The sequence below is a fragment of the Neisseria weixii genome (assembly GCF_002327085.1).
GTDB classification, from domain to species: Bacteria; Pseudomonadota; Gammaproteobacteria; order Burkholderiales; family Neisseriaceae; genus Neisseria; species Neisseria weixii.
This window is the reverse complement of sequence record NZ_CP023429.1, coordinates 1,141,739-1,157,247: the sequence shown is the minus strand read 5'-3', so window position 1 is coordinate 1,157,247 and position 15,509 is coordinate 1,141,739. Positions and strand designations below refer to the sequence as shown.

The 15,509-nt window shown below is 47.0% G+C and carries 18 protein-coding genes and 1 pseudogene; 16 read left to right on the top strand and 3 right to left on the bottom strand.

Going from position 1 to position 15,509, the window contains the following annotated elements:
• The first annotated feature begins 162 nt into the window (after positions 1-162).
• Complete coding sequence (locus tag CGZ65_RS05985) at positions 163-516, top strand: MarR family winged helix-turn-helix transcriptional regulator (protein ID WP_232507561.1); 354 nt, start codon at positions 163-165, stop codon at positions 514-516.
• Positions 517-545: 29 nt separating this feature from the next.
• On the opposite strand, the pseudogene ruvB reads toward CGZ65_RS05985, so the two are convergent.
• Together ruvB and CGZ65_RS05975 are read right to left on the bottom strand one after the other, a co-directional pair.
• Positions 546-1,576, bottom strand: a pseudogene (gene ruvB / locus CGZ65_RS05980) (Holliday junction branch migration DNA helicase RuvB).
• 67 nt (positions 1,577-1,643) lie between these two features.
• On the bottom strand, positions 1,644-1,955 hold the full coding sequence (locus CGZ65_RS05975; RefSeq protein WP_096295210.1) for a hypothetical protein: 312 nt from the start codon (positions 1,953-1,955) through the stop codon (positions 1,644-1,646).
• Between the two features lie 216 nt (positions 1,956-2,171).
• Here CGZ65_RS05975 and CGZ65_RS05970 point away from each other — a divergent pair, with 216 nt between their 5' ends.
• The 12 genes from CGZ65_RS05970 to CGZ65_RS05910 all read left to right on the top strand — a co-directional run bounded on the left by CGZ65_RS05970 (position 2,172) and on the right by CGZ65_RS05910 (position 13,710).
• Entirely contained in the window at positions 2,172-2,933 is a 762-nt protein-coding gene (locus tag CGZ65_RS05970) for a ParA family protein (RefSeq protein ID WP_232507560.1), read from the top strand.
• A 136-nt stretch (positions 2,934-3,069) separates the two neighbouring features.
• Positions 3,070-4,659: a ParB family protein gene (locus tag CGZ65_RS05965; protein ID WP_096295209.1), complete on the top strand. Its 1,590-nt coding sequence runs from the start codon at positions 3,070-3,072 to the stop codon at positions 4,657-4,659.
• On the top strand, positions 4,652-5,245 hold the full coding sequence (locus tag CGZ65_RS05960) for an STY4526/YPO1902 family pathogenicity island replication protein (RefSeq protein WP_157742730.1): 594 nt from the start codon (positions 4,652-4,654) through the stop codon (positions 5,243-5,245). The genes CGZ65_RS05965 and CGZ65_RS05960 overlap by 8 nt, the downstream gene beginning before the upstream one ends.
• A 25-nt stretch (positions 5,246-5,270) precedes the next feature.
• Complete coding sequence (locus tag CGZ65_RS05955) at positions 5,271-5,990, top strand: hypothetical protein (RefSeq protein ID WP_096295207.1); 720 nt, start codon at positions 5,271-5,273, stop codon at positions 5,988-5,990.
• A 2-nt stretch (positions 5,991-5,992) separates the two neighbouring features.
• Complete coding sequence (locus CGZ65_RS05950; RefSeq protein ID WP_198345358.1) at positions 5,993-7,537, top strand: hypothetical protein; 1,545 nt, start codon at positions 5,993-5,995, stop codon at positions 7,535-7,537.
• Positions 7,538-7,811: 274 nt separating this feature from the next.
• Complete coding sequence (locus CGZ65_RS05945; RefSeq protein ID WP_096295206.1) at positions 7,812-8,858, top strand: AcaB family transcriptional regulator; 1,047 nt, start codon at positions 7,812-7,814, stop codon at positions 8,856-8,858.
• Positions 8,859-8,976: 118 nt separating this feature from the next.
• Positions 8,977-9,558, top strand: a complete 582-nt coding sequence (locus CGZ65_RS05940; RefSeq protein ID WP_096295205.1) for a hypothetical protein — start codon at positions 8,977-8,979, stop codon at positions 9,556-9,558.
• Positions 9,559-9,902: 344 nt separating this feature from the next.
• Positions 9,903-10,343, top strand: coding sequence for a single-stranded DNA-binding protein (locus tag CGZ65_RS05935; protein WP_096295204.1), 441 nt, complete (start codon positions 9,903-9,905; stop codon positions 10,341-10,343).
• Positions 10,344-10,533: 190 nt separating this feature from the next.
• The gene (locus CGZ65_RS05925) at positions 10,534-12,567 is read left to right on the top strand and encodes a DNA topoisomerase 3 (protein WP_096295202.1); all 2,034 of its coding nucleotides are present in this window, start codon (positions 10,534-10,536) and stop codon (positions 12,565-12,567) included.
• 24 nt (positions 12,568-12,591) lie between these two features.
• Positions 12,592-12,819: a hypothetical protein gene (locus tag CGZ65_RS05920; RefSeq protein WP_157742729.1), complete on the top strand. Its 228-nt coding sequence runs from the start codon at positions 12,592-12,594 to the stop codon at positions 12,817-12,819.
• Positions 12,820-13,322: 503 nt separating this feature from the next.
• On the top strand, positions 13,323-13,469 hold the full coding sequence (locus CGZ65_RS12830; protein WP_157742728.1) for a hypothetical protein: 147 nt from the start codon (positions 13,323-13,325) through the stop codon (positions 13,467-13,469).
• A 34-nt stretch (positions 13,470-13,503) separates the two neighbouring features.
• Entirely contained in the window at positions 13,504-13,710 is a 207-nt protein-coding gene (locus CGZ65_RS05910; protein ID WP_096295199.1) for a hypothetical protein, read from the top strand.
• Here the strand turns inward: CGZ65_RS05910 and CGZ65_RS12825 are convergent.
• Positions 13,692-13,928 carry a hypothetical protein gene (locus CGZ65_RS12825; protein WP_157742727.1) on the bottom strand — a complete coding sequence of 79 codons (237 nt, stop codon included), beginning with the start codon at positions 13,926-13,928 and terminating at the stop codon, positions 13,692-13,694. The genes CGZ65_RS05910 and CGZ65_RS12825 overlap by 19 nt on opposite strands.
• A gap of 168 nt (positions 13,929-14,096) precedes the next feature.
• Between CGZ65_RS12825 and CGZ65_RS14015 the strand changes: the two genes are divergently transcribed.
• The 3 genes from CGZ65_RS14015 to CGZ65_RS05900 are packed head-to-tail and all read left to right on the top strand — an operon-like array spanning position 14,097 to position 15,359.
• Positions 14,097-14,336 carry a twin-arginine translocation signal domain-containing protein gene (locus tag CGZ65_RS14015; protein WP_157742726.1) on the top strand — a complete coding sequence of 80 codons (240 nt, stop codon included), beginning with the start codon at positions 14,097-14,099 and terminating at the stop codon, positions 14,334-14,336.
• Positions 14,333-14,671 (top strand): YcbK family protein, encoded by a 339-nt coding sequence (locus CGZ65_RS12815; RefSeq protein ID WP_157742725.1) that lies wholly within the window; start codon positions 14,333-14,335, stop codon positions 14,669-14,671. The genes CGZ65_RS14015 and CGZ65_RS12815 overlap by 4 nt, the downstream gene beginning before the upstream one ends.
• 1 nt (position 14,672) lies before the next feature.
• A complete protein-coding gene (locus CGZ65_RS05900; protein ID WP_096295198.1) occupies positions 14,673-15,359 on the top strand; it encodes a hypothetical protein in 687 nt (228 codons plus the stop codon).
• Positions 15,360-15,509: the final 150 nt, after the last annotated feature.

Genomic DNA, 15,509 nt, shown 5'->3' with positions numbered 1-15,509 from the left:
TTTTTATATAGCAAGCTATTTTTATGATACAATGACAAAATTTTTATGATTGATTGATTTACAAGGAAATTTTATGCAAAGAACCGTGTCCGCAGGCTACCTGATGAACCACATCGCCCGCCAATTCGCCATTTTGTTAAACGAAGGGTTAAGCCCCTTGGGGTGTCGCCCGCCCAATTCCCCATTTTACTGACCCTGTGGGAAAAAGACGGTTTGAGCCAAAACGAACTGGTGGAAATCGCCGATTTAAAGCAAGCGACCATTGCCAACACGCTTGCCCGCATGGAACGGGACGGCCTGATTATGCGGGAACCGCACCCAACGGACGCACGCATCCGCCTGATTATGCTGACCGACCACGCCAAAGCCCTGCAAGAGCAAGCGACCGCCATTGCCCAAAAAATCAACCAAACCGCCCTGTCGGTGCTGACGGACGATGAGCAAATGGCGTTTATTGAGATGATGAATAAAGTCGTTGCACAGCAGAAAATGATGATAGAGAATAAGGCAGGCTGAAAGTTTCAGACTGCCTGTCAATATCGGATTTATTCAGCACCTTTCAAGCCAAAATGCAGGTAAGTGCGCTCTGTTGCTACCCGGCCGCGCGGCGTGCGCTGCAAAAAGCCTTGCTGAATCAAATAAGGCTCAATCACATCTTCAATGGTATCAGTCGATTCACCAATTGCCGCCGCCACGTTTTCCAAACCCACAGGACCGCCGCTGAATTTGTGCAAAATGGCTTCAAGAAATTTTCTGTCCATTACGTCCAAACCTTTAGCATCGACATCGAGCATACTTAAAGCCGCATCAGCAATATCGGCATCAATCACACCGTTGTTTTTCACTTCGGCATAATCGCGAACACGGCGCAGCAAACGATTGGCAATACGCGGCGTACCACGGCTGCGCTTGGCCACTTCCATCGCCCCCTCATCCCCATGTCCAACGACAATAATTGCGCAGAACGGCTGACAATCGTGGCTAAATCCTTGTTTTCATAGAATTCCAAACGTGAAACAATACCGAAACGGTCACGCAGCGGATTAGTCAACATACCGGCGCGTGTCGTGGCGCCAATCAGCGTAAACGGCGGTAAATCGATTTTTACCGAACGCGCTGCAGGCCCCTCTCCAATCATGATATCGAGCTGATAATCCTCAAGGGCAGGGTAGAGAATTTCTTCCACTACCGGACTCAACCTGTGAATTTCATCAATAAAAAGAACATCATGTGGCTCAAGATTGGTTAACAGGGCTGCCAAATCACCGGCGCGCTCCAACACAGGGCCACTGGTTTGACGCAAGTTGACACCCAATTCTTTAGCAATAATATGTGCCAATGTGGTTTTACCCAAGCCCGGCGGGCCGAATAATAAGGTATGGTCGAGTGCTTCACCGCGTTTTTTCGCCGCTTCAATAAAAATCGCCAACTGTTCCTTAGCCTTGGCTTGGCCGATATAATCTGCCAGCGTTTTCGGACGTAAAGCGCGTTCTAAAAGCTCTTCTTGGGCGGAAATCGATTGTGCCGCAATAATTCGCTGCGGCTGTTGGGCGGTAAGATTATCGGTTTGCAACATAATTTATCATTTCAATCATCGGCATATGCCGTAAATATTTTCAGACGGCCTAAAAGTTACACAGTATTTAACCGCGTAATTCACGCCAAGCCAAGTAATCACGCAACGGCGGCATGGGCGGGTTAATACAATGCGGACACACGCCGGTGATGTCTTCATCATCACTGTCGATATGGTATTCATTCGGATCAAAACGCTGCTGCTGCAAAACCGCCTGAGCCAAAGCCTGCGCCTGAACCACGTCAAAATCAAAGCGCTGCAGAATGTCTTGCAGCAAACCGGTTTCATTGGCGCTAAAGCCGCTGCTGCTGCTGGCAATAATCATGCGCTGATAATCTTCGTTGGCAATTTTGTCGCGCAGTAAATCGGTATTGAACATAAAACCATTGGAAACATGAAATAATAGGCTGGATTATACAGCATAAGTGTATGCTTCGAGATGATTATTTAAATTCGCATAATTTATATTATGTTAAATTTTATGACTGCCTGAAATGACACGGCTGTGAAATGCGACATCGGAACCTCCCACTCCCGAATATTATTGCAGAGATATTTATTCTTACCTAACCAACTGTTTTAGAAAGTTTAAATTATGTCTGCACCCGTAATTTTAGCCGCCACCTCAACCAAAGGCGGGGTCGGTAAAACCACTTTGCTGGCCAACATCTCAGCCGTACTTGCCGATATCGGCCTCCGTGTCCTGATGGTTGATGCCGATGTCCAGCCGTCACTCTCCAAATATTATCCGCTCAGCTACCGTGCGCCGCACGGGATTGTCGAGCTGCTTTTGGGCGACAATTCCGATGCCAATGTGCGTTCGACCGTGTCCCATACCGTCTTTCCGAATCTGGACATCATCGTTTCCAATAATATTTCGGCCGACATCCAAACCAAAATCGCCAACCGCGCCGACCGTGCCTTTTTGTTGAAAGCGAAACTGCAAAATCCTTTTTTCCAAAATAACTACGACGTGATTCTGATTGATACCCAAGGTGCCGTCGGTCCTTTGCAGGATGCAGCCGCATTCGCTTCAGGCTGTCTGATTACCCCCATCATGCCCGAAATCCTGAGTGCCCGTGAGTTTGTCACGGGCACTCAGGAAGCCTTGGCACGCCTTGCTCAAGGCGAAGTCATGGGGTTGGCTATGCCCCAGCTTCGCGCCGTCATCTATGCCCAAGACCGCAGCAAAGATGCCAAGCTGATTGCACAGGAAATCCGTGAATTTTTCAGCGCATCACTCGATGACCGTAAAAAACTGCTCCAAACCCATGTGCCGGAAGCCAAATCCTACAAAGAGGCGGCGACTCTGCGCGTACCGGTGCATTGCCACGAGCAAACACACCCGGTAAGCTGATGCCCGCCTACGAAGTAATACACAACATCGTTTATGAGATTTTTCCCGGAATCAAAGAACGTGAACTGCGCGGCAGCTGCTTTAATGACATGAGTACCCTCCTTCCTGAAGAAAACCGTGCAGCGGAGGTGCAATCATGAGTTTGGAAAACAGAAACAAACTCACGCAGGGTTTGGCAGGCTTGAGTCTGCACGTGGGCACGCCTGCACAAACCGCCATGAATCTGACTGATAAGCCCCACATGGGCAGCGGTATGTTTATGAATCTGCCGGTTGAGGAAATCGAGCTTTTCGACAAGAACCCGCGCCGCCGCCATGATGCCGCCGCTTATGCGGCTATCAAGGAGTCTATCCGTGCGACAGGTATCCAACAGCCTGTTCATGTGACCCAGCGTCCGGATGAAGGCCATTATGTCCTGGCTCAGGGTGGTAATACGCGTCTGCAAATCATGCGTGAGCTGTATCAGGAAACCGGCGAAGACCGTTACCGTACCATTCCCTGCTTCTACATCGCCTACCCCGGCGAAACCGAATTGCAGATTGCTCATCTGATCGAGAACGAACAGCGTGCAGAAATGTGTTTTTGGGATAAGGCCTGCGCCTATGCGGAGGTGCGCGATATTTTTCAGGATGACAGTGACAAAAAACTGTCCCTGCGCGAATTGGAAGTGATGTTCGGTACAGCAGGCCTGGTCATTTCCTATCAGGCTTTGAATCTGTTCTTCTTTGCCTCAGACTCTTTGCAGGAACTGGGACGTTACGCTTACGAACTGTCGAATGCCAAGGTGGCGGAAATCAAAAAGATGCATACATCTATGGCTGAAGCTGCCAAGAAAGCCGGAGAAGCCGACGGCTTTCTGGCAGTATGGTCGGATATTCTGGAACAGTGGCACGAGCAATACGCGGAGGAAACTTTAGATGTTGCCGCCCTGCTCGATTTCATCAGTGGCCGCTTTCAAGAAGTGTATGGCACAGCCGCCTTTAATGATGAGGATAAAACTGGCTCAAACGATATCGAATATTCAGAATCTGAATCAAACTCCTTAGAAAATGATCCATCTTCTGCAAAATTTAATGCAAAAGAAACCGATGCGGTGCAGTTTCAAACTGCACCTGCCGCCACCGGCGGCACACCTATGGCCAAAACATCTGTGCTAGCGGCCTTGCTGCCGGCAGGCTCGCCTCGGGCGGAGGTCAATCCTCCGTCCGAGGCGGAACATCCGCAAACTGTAAGTTCGCCTGAACAGGTACTGAAAAATCTGCATACCGCCATCAAAAAATGGCTGGCAAAAGTCAATTTAAGCAATTGTTTCAAAGCCCATCCGCGCTTTCCGTTGGGTTTCTACATCGAGTATCCCGACTTTTCATCTATTGCCCACAATCCCGATGTGCTGGCACCGTTTATCGTCGACAACCTGCATCCCGATGCCGGTTACGTCTTCTCATACCTGTGGAAACTCTGCGGGCTGGATGAGCTGATGAACAATATCGATGACAACAACAATCCGGTACTGTCATTGCCGGAAGATTCCAAAGTAAGCATTGCCTACCGCGATCCGGATAAATATGACGAATATTTGAATTACGGTATCGGGAACGCCCTGCCCTCATCAATCACGTACTGCAATGGCAAACACACGGTACACACCCGTTTTGCCCGATTTTGGAAGAAATCCATCTGCTTGTGCGTGCGTGGAACAAACAACAAGGGGAAGGATCATGAATAAGCAAAAACTTGTCTATCGTATCTTGGATGTAGACAACGTCCATACCCATCTGGCTTTAAGCAAACTGGCTTCAGCGCCGTATTCTAAAAGTGAGGCAGCCTACAATGCGATTGCATTGCGTGAATATAAGCAAACTCTGGACAAACTGCGACAAATGGATGCCGAGCAACTTGAAAAACTGGCCAAGCAAACTCCCGGGGTCGTGACTTATTTAATCGATCTTGATGCCTTGAAACGCCAATTGCACACATTGGAAAAAAACGTGCGGCAACGCTCGGAAGAATTGCAGCGGGTCCGTTGGCTGATTGCCCGCAAAGCCAGCAATCAGATGGTAGTGGATCTGTGTCCGTTGGTTACGTCGGAAGAAATCAGAAAAATCCGTTTCGAGCTGGGCGTGCCCGTTCTGAAAGGCCGTCTGAGAATGCCCCCTATTGCCATGCGCCTTCGGATTCTGAAAAGCTGGCAGACAACGGAACCGGAAAAGAACCTGTACCTGCGCTATCAGCTGTTGGCAGACGAATACCCTGACCTCAATCTGGGGCAGCTGTATACCGTGATTACCGATACCAAATATTTCGGAGAATAAACATGGACATCAAAGCTTCTTATTTGTGCCTGGTTTTTCTGTCACACCCGGTTACAATGAGCCTAATTATGCTGCTTTGAAAGGTTTGGCCGCCTTATGGGAAGAGCCGGCAACCTATGTCAAGCAGTTTGCCGAAGCCATGCAGTCGGTTACCCAAGGCTATTTTCTGAGTTATTTCACCGAAAAATGCATGCCCGGCGAATGGGTTTCGTTGAATAACGACATTGTATTCAACGAAGCCGGTTTGACAGCCAAACAGTGGCGGAATATTCGCGAACAGTTGATGGGCAAAGGCTTACTGCTGAACAAGCGTACCGTATTCCCGACGGACTCTTTGTTTACTTTGGACGACTTGTTGTTGGAGCGGATGATACACGAACACAGCACCCGTGATATTGCTGCAATGACTTGCCCGCCGGTATCCATCAACAAGTTGCATCTTAAAACCTTATCCGCTTTGGGTTTGTCGTTTAAATCGATACTGTATTTGTCCTTGATGCAGAACGAGACCGAGTATGTGGCATTCGATAAGCGCGGAGAGTGGTCTCCATGGACTTATATGTCCGAAGGACATGTTACCGAAATGACCCTGTTGTCACGCCGCGAACAGGAGACTGCGATTGCCGAATTATCGAAATTCGGTTTGGTCGAAATCAAGCTTGAAGGGATGCCGGCCACCCGTAGCGGCCGCTACAGTCTTAAAGCACTCGGTAACTTAACCGCCCAATTTATGAACAGGACTTAATCATGGCTGCTACTATCGATTTGCTGCCGCCGTCCGTGTTCAATGCGGAGCTTTCCCGATGTTGGGAGGCTCTGCAGGGTGGCCGGACGATTGCGGTTTACCGTTGTCTGATTGACATTACAGGCTCACTGAAATCAGCGGCAATGTTGTCGCAATTACTGTATTGGTCGCGTGTCAGCAAAGAAGTTGCCGCGCGTGACGGCTGGATATACAAGTCGGTCGGGCAAATGCAGGAGGAAACCGGTTTGACACCGCGCGAACAGGATACCTGCAAAGGCCGTCTGAAAAAACTGAACCTGATTCAGACCAGCCGGAAAGGGGTGGGTGCACCTCTTGCGTTGAAAGTGAATTTGGATGAATTGTCGGAGGCCGTCTGCCGTCATAGTGGGCATGAAGGAGATTTGTCACACCCCTTGACATTGCCCAAGCTGCAAAGCCGCAGTTCCCTGTTTTTCCGCCGTTACTTCAGCAACCGTGTGGCCTATCACCGCGATTTGGTCACACTGACCGGCTGTATCCATTCGGCGGTAATGCTGACCAGTGCACTGCAAGATGCTGTCAATCAGATTAACACCCATAAGCATCATGCCTTTTCGAGCTTGACAGCGTCGGAATGGCAGGAGCCTATTGCCTTGTCGGATAAATCGCAGCGTACTGCGCGTAACCGTCTCAAAAATCTGAAATTCATTTTTGAGAAGCATTTTATTGCCAGCCGCCGCATTTTTACCTTAGTCAACGGCCGCGCTATTTTGGAAGTCATCCGCAAGTTAATGACCTCGAAAAAGCCGTCTGAAAACTACAGTGCAACCAATGCCAAAAAAACCGAATTTCTCAGATTGGCGGAAAGGGCCAAAAAAGATTGGCGGAAAGGGCCAAATATGGAGGAGCAAGGTTTTCAGGGCGGTTTTTCGGCAGATTTACCCTCTTCTAAAAATATGACATTCGGAATCGACAAAAGGGAGGATTCGGAATCGACAAATGAGGAAATTCAGAAACCACAAAACAGGAAATCCATTTCCGACAAATGGTCGGCTTCAGAACCGACAAATGAGCAGATTGTTATATATTTAAATTACAAAGGTGTTTTTAACTACAACTACAAAACCGTGTTGCCGAACAAAAAACAGGCAGTTCAAGGAAATGTTGTGGTAGTTGATGAGGAGTTGATTTACCCGAAAACATTCAACAAGACCATGCAGGAGCAGGCTCAAACCATCTTTGGTCGTTACTGTCCGAATGCCAACCTGAAACAAAAACAGGAAATTCTGGACGAAATTTCGGGGCAACTGAAACCGGTAAATAGCCCTTTGGGTTTGCTGATGACGTTCTGTAAACTGGCAGGACAGAATCAGTTTACCGCCATGGTTGCACACAAGGTCAGTGAGACCCGTAAAACGCAGGCATTGAATCGGAAACGCCAAGAGGAAATGTCACAGCTCCAGTCTGAAAAACCGGATTCTCCCTATGCAGGTCTCTCGGTTGAAGAGTTGCGTGAAATGACCAGAAATGTAGTGAACAAAGCCAAAATAAACGGGCAATGCCGATAAACCGAATTTGCTGTCAAGAGTCTTGACAGCGGCCGCATCGTTGGCTGGATTTCCTGTCAAGGGCCTTGACAGCGCCGGAGGTGCGCAGGCCGCCTGCATCCGTTTTTCGTGGTCGGTTGCAGGTAGGTGTAGATATCATAACCATACCAAGGGAGCTTTCGGCAGCATTAAAGCCGATGACTGCCGGAAAAGACCGGTTTCGATGACAGCAGCTTGTCAAAGAATGTGACAAGCTGCCCATTTAAAAAAACATTAAAACGGATTGGAAGAAAATATGGAATTGAAACAGCGCTACGTTGTAAAACCCGGGGCAGTACATGTTGCACAAGAATTTGCCCTGAAGGTCGGCAACAAGAACTCCCCGTTCAGCAACGGTTACGATATGCCCCGTGCAGCCGAAAAACTGGGCGAAAAAGTGTCCATGGTTTTGACAGAAGATGATCCCCAATTTGCAGAGTGGGAAACATTCAAAGCACACGAGCTGCTCCTTAAGCATTATCTGCATAAAAATAATAAACGCAGAGGAGATTTGGTTTGGGGTGAATATGAAATTCTCCCGACTGAAAACGACCGTTTCCGTAAAATGGGCAATCTGACTTCTTCGGAAAATGACAAATTTTTGCTGCATACCAAGCAAGGCGTGCGTATGTGGGAAGGCAATAACAACCGCCGTAACGGGGCTCGTTGGCCGGGTGTGAAATACGGCCTCAGTCTCAGCAATGAACTACTCGGTTTGGCAATGGCAGACCATCCGTATGCGCAATATCATTTGATTGAGCTGGAAAAGCAGTTTGACGAAATCAATGAGTACTTGAGCACGGAGCAGAAAAAAATCGAATGTCAGATTGAAGAATTGGCATCTGCGGGGTTGAGTATTTCGATTATCCGGAATGATGATCCAATCAAAGTCAACCTGATTAATGCACGAGGTTACGGTTTCAAGTTGGTAAAGATGTTGATGGATTACGATCAGTTTGTATGCGCCGTAAAAACCATGACCACGAAAGGGATGATGTCGAACAAACAAGGTAATGATATTCTCTATAACGGTGGCCGTCTGGTGCGTCGGATTTTGAACGACCTGTATGTGGTGGTGATGGAGTTACGTACCATCCGTCATATCCGGCGAGAAAGCTTGTTTGATGAGGTAACCCGTGCGAAATTGCTGGAGGCCACCCAACAGGAAGTTTTACCGCGCATCCCAATGGATGTATGGATGTATAACAAGCAACCCGCCTTGGTTTATGTTCAGAAGAAAATGAAGCAGGAAGAATTGCAGCAACTAGCGGCAATTCTTGTTCAAGAGGGTTTTACCGAATGAAATAAAAGTGGCTGCAACCTAGTCAGGTGCAGCCACTTTTCTGTAAATTGAGAGATAGCCGCCACAGGGATTTTCTGTCACACCCTGTGACAATAAGATTAAGATGGGATGAAATACGATGACCGTTGGAAAACAGATTACTGAAAACACCCGCAATAAAGTTCAACTCAAATTCAGTTACCACAAAAGCCTTTTAAGGGTAAGGGGGATTAAGGAGTTGGAGGCAGAGATAGAGGAGAAAAAAAGGGCGTTGTCACAGCTTGTGACAGAGGCTAGGGATTTTTACGGTAAATGTATGAAATACCGGTTTGTGATGAGGATTATGTATCAACAGTCACCTATCGTGTATAAAGGCAGGATAAAGCTTAATACGGAGACTTTGCATATCCCGATCATGAATTTTATTGAAATCTATTACGACAATGCTTCTATGACCACAGGGAAAAAACGTAAAAAACAGGTGGTATTTGCATGGGAAGCTGTCAGTAAGGCGTTGGATGAAGCAAATGCTTCTTTAGATGAGAGGCTAATCCATATGCGTGTTTACCATGCTTTTAAAGACTTCTATTCGAGAAGTCGAGGAATTGCTCAAGAGCTAAGCTGTCTGTACCACTCAAAAAATCACTTTGAACAGATGATCGAATACGAAAAAATGGGTAGAAAGGATTTACCTGCTTTCATGTTGGAAAAGGCAAAATAACTGATTTGATAAAAGTCGTAACCTTGCGGTTGCGGCTTTTTTATTTTGGAGAACAGGCGCGACACCGCGCGTCTCCGACGCTGTCAAGGCCCTTGACAGGAAATCCAGCCACCGGTGCGGCCGCTGTCAAGACTCTTGACAACATCTGCAGCCGTTCCGCTTTCAGACGGCCTGCGCGACACCGCGCGTCTCCGACGCTGTCAAGTTGGCGTTGGCGAATAAACCTATTGACAAACAGAAACAAATAGAATCATAATTATCTATCCTTAATCTCATGATGGGTATTTTATCCCGTTTTCTTTCTGCCATATTTATCCTCTACCTTCTCTTCTTAGGAGTGAAATATGACAGTTCAGCTTTCTGTGCGCGGCAATCTCGGTAAAGATTTCGACCTGCGCGCCGTCACTAATCCAAATAATAACGAACCTAATATGGTTCTTAATTTCTCAGTCGCATCGCCAACCTTCAAACGTAATTCAGAAGGCAAGTTGGAAGTGGTTTCTACTGAATGGATTAACTGCGAATATTGGAATCGTGATGCTTCTCACCTCCATAAAATTTTGAAGACAGGTATGCCGGTCTGTCTTGAAGGCGAAGAACGCTTTGAGATTTATACCAATCGCGATAATGTTGAGGTGCGTGCGCGCTCGTTGCGCGTTAAAAATCTGTTTATTGTTCCAAACGAACGCATCGAAGGTATTGCTTTGCGCCCTGCCCGCGATCCTGCTCCAGTTTCAGCTAATGCAAGTTCTCCGGATCAGCCTGATGACGACATCCCAATGTAAATTATGACAACCAAAAAAACATCCGCTTGGCACGATGTTTCCTGCTGGGCAAAGGCTCTATTAAGTGAATTGAAGGATTTTTTCTGGACATTTATTTTATACGGAGCCTTGCTTGCGGCTGTTGTCTGGTTGGTTTATACACTTTTCATGTGGATATTCTTCGAGCTGAAGCAAAGTATTGGAGTTTGAGATGCGTTTATTTCTCTGCGAAAAACCCAGCCAAGCTAAAGACATCGGTAAGGTGCTCGGTGTTTTGGACGGCCGTTTCGACGGTTATTTCCAGAAAGGAGATACCGCCGTGACTTGGGCATTCGGACACATTTTGAGTCAAGCCATGCCTGCTGCTTACGGTGAGGAATTTACTGATTTTGGCAACATCACAGCCCTTCCTGTTCTGCCTCAGCAATGGAAAATGGAAATCCAGCCGAAGGCGGCCAAGCAGTTCAAAATCATCAAAGGGCTGCTGGCCAAAGCCGGAGAAGTGGTTATTGCAACAGATGCTGACCGTGAGGGTGAAGTTATCGGCCGCGAAATCCTGGAATATTGCGGTTACCGGGGCAAGGTATCGCGCTTCTGGACCAGTGGACTGGATCCTGCCTCAGTTAAAAAAGCCTTGGCAAGCATCAAACCCGGCCGGCAGACAGAAACCCTGTATCAGGCCGGGCTGGCACGGGGGCGTGCAGACTGGCTGGTCGGTATGAACCTGAGCCGGGCATACACCGTGACATATTCGGCAGGTTTCGGAAAAGAACACACCCTATCCATCGGCCGCATTCAGACACCGACGCTGAATCTGGTGGTACGCCGCGACCACATTATCGAAAATTTCCAACCCTATCCGTATTACGTTTTGAGTGCCGACTTTCAGACGGCCTTAAAAGAGGTTTTTACAGCGGTTTGGCAGATACCCGAACCCCTTAAGAATTCAGACGGCCTATGCACCGACAAAGCTTTTGTCGAAAACTTGGCCAAACAGTTGGCCAATGCGACAGGTCGTGTCGTTTCTGCTAAAACTGAACGTAAAAAGACCCCGGCTCCGTTGCCGTACAGCCTTTCCGCCTTGCAGAAAGAAGCAGGTAAAAAACTGGGTATTTCCGCATCCAAGGTATTGAAAATCGCCCAAGAGCTGTACGAGAAACACAAAATTACCTCCTATCCGCGTACACCTTGCCGTTATCTGCCCCAGTCACAACAAAGTGAAGTGGCCGATGTGTTTGCAGCCATGACAGCCATTGACAGTAGCTTGGCACCGGTGTTGTCCAAAGTCGATTACAACCGCCCGTCGCGGGTATGGAACGACACTCAGGTCAACAAACATTCGCACCATGCGATTATTCCGACCAAGGTCAGCAATTTCAATTTAGCCCAGCTGGATAAAAACGAGCGGGAAATCTACCTAATGATACGCAACCGCTACATTGCACAGTTCTATCCCGACTACGAATACGATGCCACCGTGATTGTCGCCGAGAGCTGCGGCCAGCAGTTCAAAGCCACCGGCCAAACACCCAAAATACAGGGTTGGAAGGCATGGCTGAGTAAAACGGAAGATGAAGGCGGTGATGAAAACGAAAATACGGTATTGCCGGCCGTTTCAGACGGCCAACAACTGACCGTTACCGGCAGTAAACCCGAAAGCAAGAAAACCGCGCCGCCGCCGCGCTTTACCGAAGCCACCCTGTTGGACGAAATGCAGACCCTGTCCGACTTTCTCAAAACCGTAGATGACGAACAGATTAAGAAAATCCTCCGCAACACCGAGGGACTGGGAACGGAGGCCACCCGAGCCAACATTATCAATCGTTTGTTTGAGATGAGCTACATCGAGAAGCAGAAAGGCAAAATCGTTTCTACCGAAAAAGGCCGCAGACTGATTGCCCAAATACCGGCCATGGTAGCCGATCCCGTTACCACCGCCAAATGGGAGCTGGCTTTGGCCGGCATTGAATCGGGCAAGTTGACGATGGCGGATTTTATGGCTTATCAGGAAGACTTGATTCGGCAACTGATTGATCAGGCCAAGGCCGATGCAGTGAAAAGGCCGAAAGCGGCAAAACCGGCAGCGTCAGCTCAGCCGAAAAACATTGCCAAGAACAAAGCCGGAGATACCTGCCCGGATTGTGGTGGTACGTTGCAGGAAAAAGCGTTGAAGAATGCACCAGAGAAGAAGTATTTGGGGTGTTCCAAGTATCCTGAGTGCAAGCATTTTGAATGGGTGCAGTGAGAATATTATTTGGAGGTTGGAAAAATGTTTGATTTAATTGCTACGATGATGATTGTCATGCCAATTGGGTTTGGAATATTTGTACTGATTCAATCCATTAAAGAAGAAAATGCTGTTTCGATATTGCTTTCCATGATTTTGATAGCTATAGGCTCAGGTACATTTTTGATAGTTAAACATCTTTCTGACATTCATCTCGAAATGAAGTCACAAAACATCAGACTCAAGTCTATCGAACAAAAATTAAGATAAATAGGGAGAAATCATGACAAAAAGACTTTTACAATGGAAAAAGGGACTGTTGCTCTATATTTTTAATGGACAGGAACAAGATGGTTTTGTTTCAGGGAGTACTTCTATTCCATTTATGCCTGATGAGGTTTACACGGTTCCGGCAGATACGTTTTATCTAACCACGTCAGCCTACTTTTTCAGTAAGTGGGTATTTTTGAATTTCTGCTATTTGTCCTGAAATTTCAGATACGTTTGCTGAGTTTAGTCTTGTTTCATGCGTTGCTTCCAATGGCTGGGTATCTTATATTCGCAGCATTTTTTCTGTCTCAAAATCAATTTGATGAGTTTTTGGCAGTAATCATGACCCAAGAAGGTTTTCGAGAGTTTTATGAGGTTGGATTTATTTTAGCTCTTGGTTCTCATTTAATTTCATGGGTTCTTGGATATCCTTCAAATAAATCATCTTTTATTTACTTTCTTCAGCGAAATTGGATGAATTTTATACGACCGAGAGGAGCATTATGATTGAAGCGTATGAACACCGTCTGCTGGCCGACTTCATTGGTGAGAATTGGCGTAATTTTTTATCTCACGCTGCAGAAAACGGCTTTAGCGAAGCTGATGCAGAGGCATTGTGTGAAAAGCTGGAACAGGCTGCGAGTCAGTAGGCTGTGATTATTTGTTTTTCGAAGGAAAGTTAAAATGAAACAGAAGTATCAAGTAGAAATCCGTTTTCAACTTAACGGAAAAGATGTGGTTGTTGAAAAATATTCCGGCGAAATCAGTAGTCAGATGTTACGACGCGACCCACTAGTGCAACAGTTATTGGATGCAATTGAATCTGTCAATACTGCCTGCCGCCGATTGGAGACGGCAGGAAAAATAGGTGATTATCTCTCCTGCGAGTGAGAAGAATGATCGATTTCCTTAAATTTTTGCAGGTAATCAGCTTCGTGTTCTTTGATTTGCAAAGCAATTTTAAATAATGACTGAACATCACTATCTTTAAAGCTAGATTGATAGTAGTTCTCTCTACCGCTTATCATAACTGCTGCCAAATGAAGACATTCATACTCATTCATGGACATGGAAACCCTTTCATGGTTGGTTATAGGGATAGGAGCCATAACTATACCATGATGCCTGCGGAGGCATAAAATCCGCTGACCGCCGGGAAAGTCCGGCAAATTATTCAAAGTGTTAGAGGGAGTTCCTCTGATGACTAAGCGGCAAATATGGGCTAGGACGGTGGAGAGACTGAGGCCATTTTGGAAGACTAAAAATGAGGTTCAAATATGGATTTAAGTCGTCGGGACTTTTTAGGACGGGCAACTGCAGTGGCCGGCTTGGTCGCTGTAGGCGGTGCGGGCTTGCTCATCCCGGATTATGCAGCTGCAACTAACATGGCGGATTTCTGGACTCGGGACCGCATCATCAGCTGCCGTCGTGCGGATACCAAAGAAAAACACGATATTCAATTTTTTACGGCCAATCAGGGGATATCGAGGACAGTTACCGTCGTGCCTGTTGGATGATGCGGGATGCAAAAGATGGCAATTCGGTTATCGCGGTTGATGTCGGGTTGCTCAACCTGCTCTATGCGATGCAGGAATGGGCTCGTGTATCCGGTAAGCCTGATCCGATCATTACCATCAACAGTGCTTATCGGACTCCACGCCGTAACGCAACTATTGAAGGCGCAGCGCGTAATTCGCTGCATATGCGGGGTAAAGCTGTAGATATTACCATGCGTGGTGTAACCTTGAATCAATTGGATCAGATGGCGCAATACTATAAAGTCGGTGGCATTGGGGTTTACGACACTTTCATTCATCTGGATACCGGTCGTTACAGAAGCTGGAGGGGCTGAGATGGCTTTATTGGATAGAGCACTGGCTCATCCGCCTGCTTGGGCGGAAGATATTCTTCAACCGTGGGATGAGACTGCTTATCAGGAAAAAGCTCCTTTTATTTCGCGACATTATTGGACTTCGCAAGGGAGCATCAATGTTTTTAGCGTGGTTGGAACGATTCATTCCGATTACCAAAATCATTCATGGCTGCATCTCTTACAAAACGGTAAAAGGATGCATCTTAATTTGCCCTTGCTTGAAAGCAATCCGCATTACTACCATGATACTTGCCCCAAAGAGCCTCCAATGTATTTTAAAACTTTGGACGGCCGCCGCTTTTACATCGATGATGACGGCAATCACCGGACCTGTATCGCACGATTCTATTTTTATGAGCAAGGCTTAACTCAGTTACATGGTGTGGTGATCAACCACTACCAGATTGATGAAGAATTTTTCAGCATCTACCAGCAGTTGGAACAGGAAATCCGACGACAGAGTTTAAAAATATGGCTCAAACCAACCCGTAAATCGATTGGGCGTGACGATACAGCCGGCTGGAAAGAAGATTTGTTTGAGACGGAGTTGAAATGGCAGGAAGGTTCTCAGACTTTACTCCTGGATAAGGCGGCAGCCTTAGAGAAACTGGAGGCATTGCGCCGTAGAAAGCACTCATGGCTTTCCAAGTTGTTTTCAAAATTTTAAAGTTAACTCCAAGCAAGCAGTTTGGACGGCATTTCTTTATGCCGTCTTTTTTTTGTTGGGTATCCGTACAAAAATACAATTACCCTGTTGACAGTATGAAATTTTGGGCATATATTAAAACCGTATTTCACGTTTGTGGCTTTTCTTAAA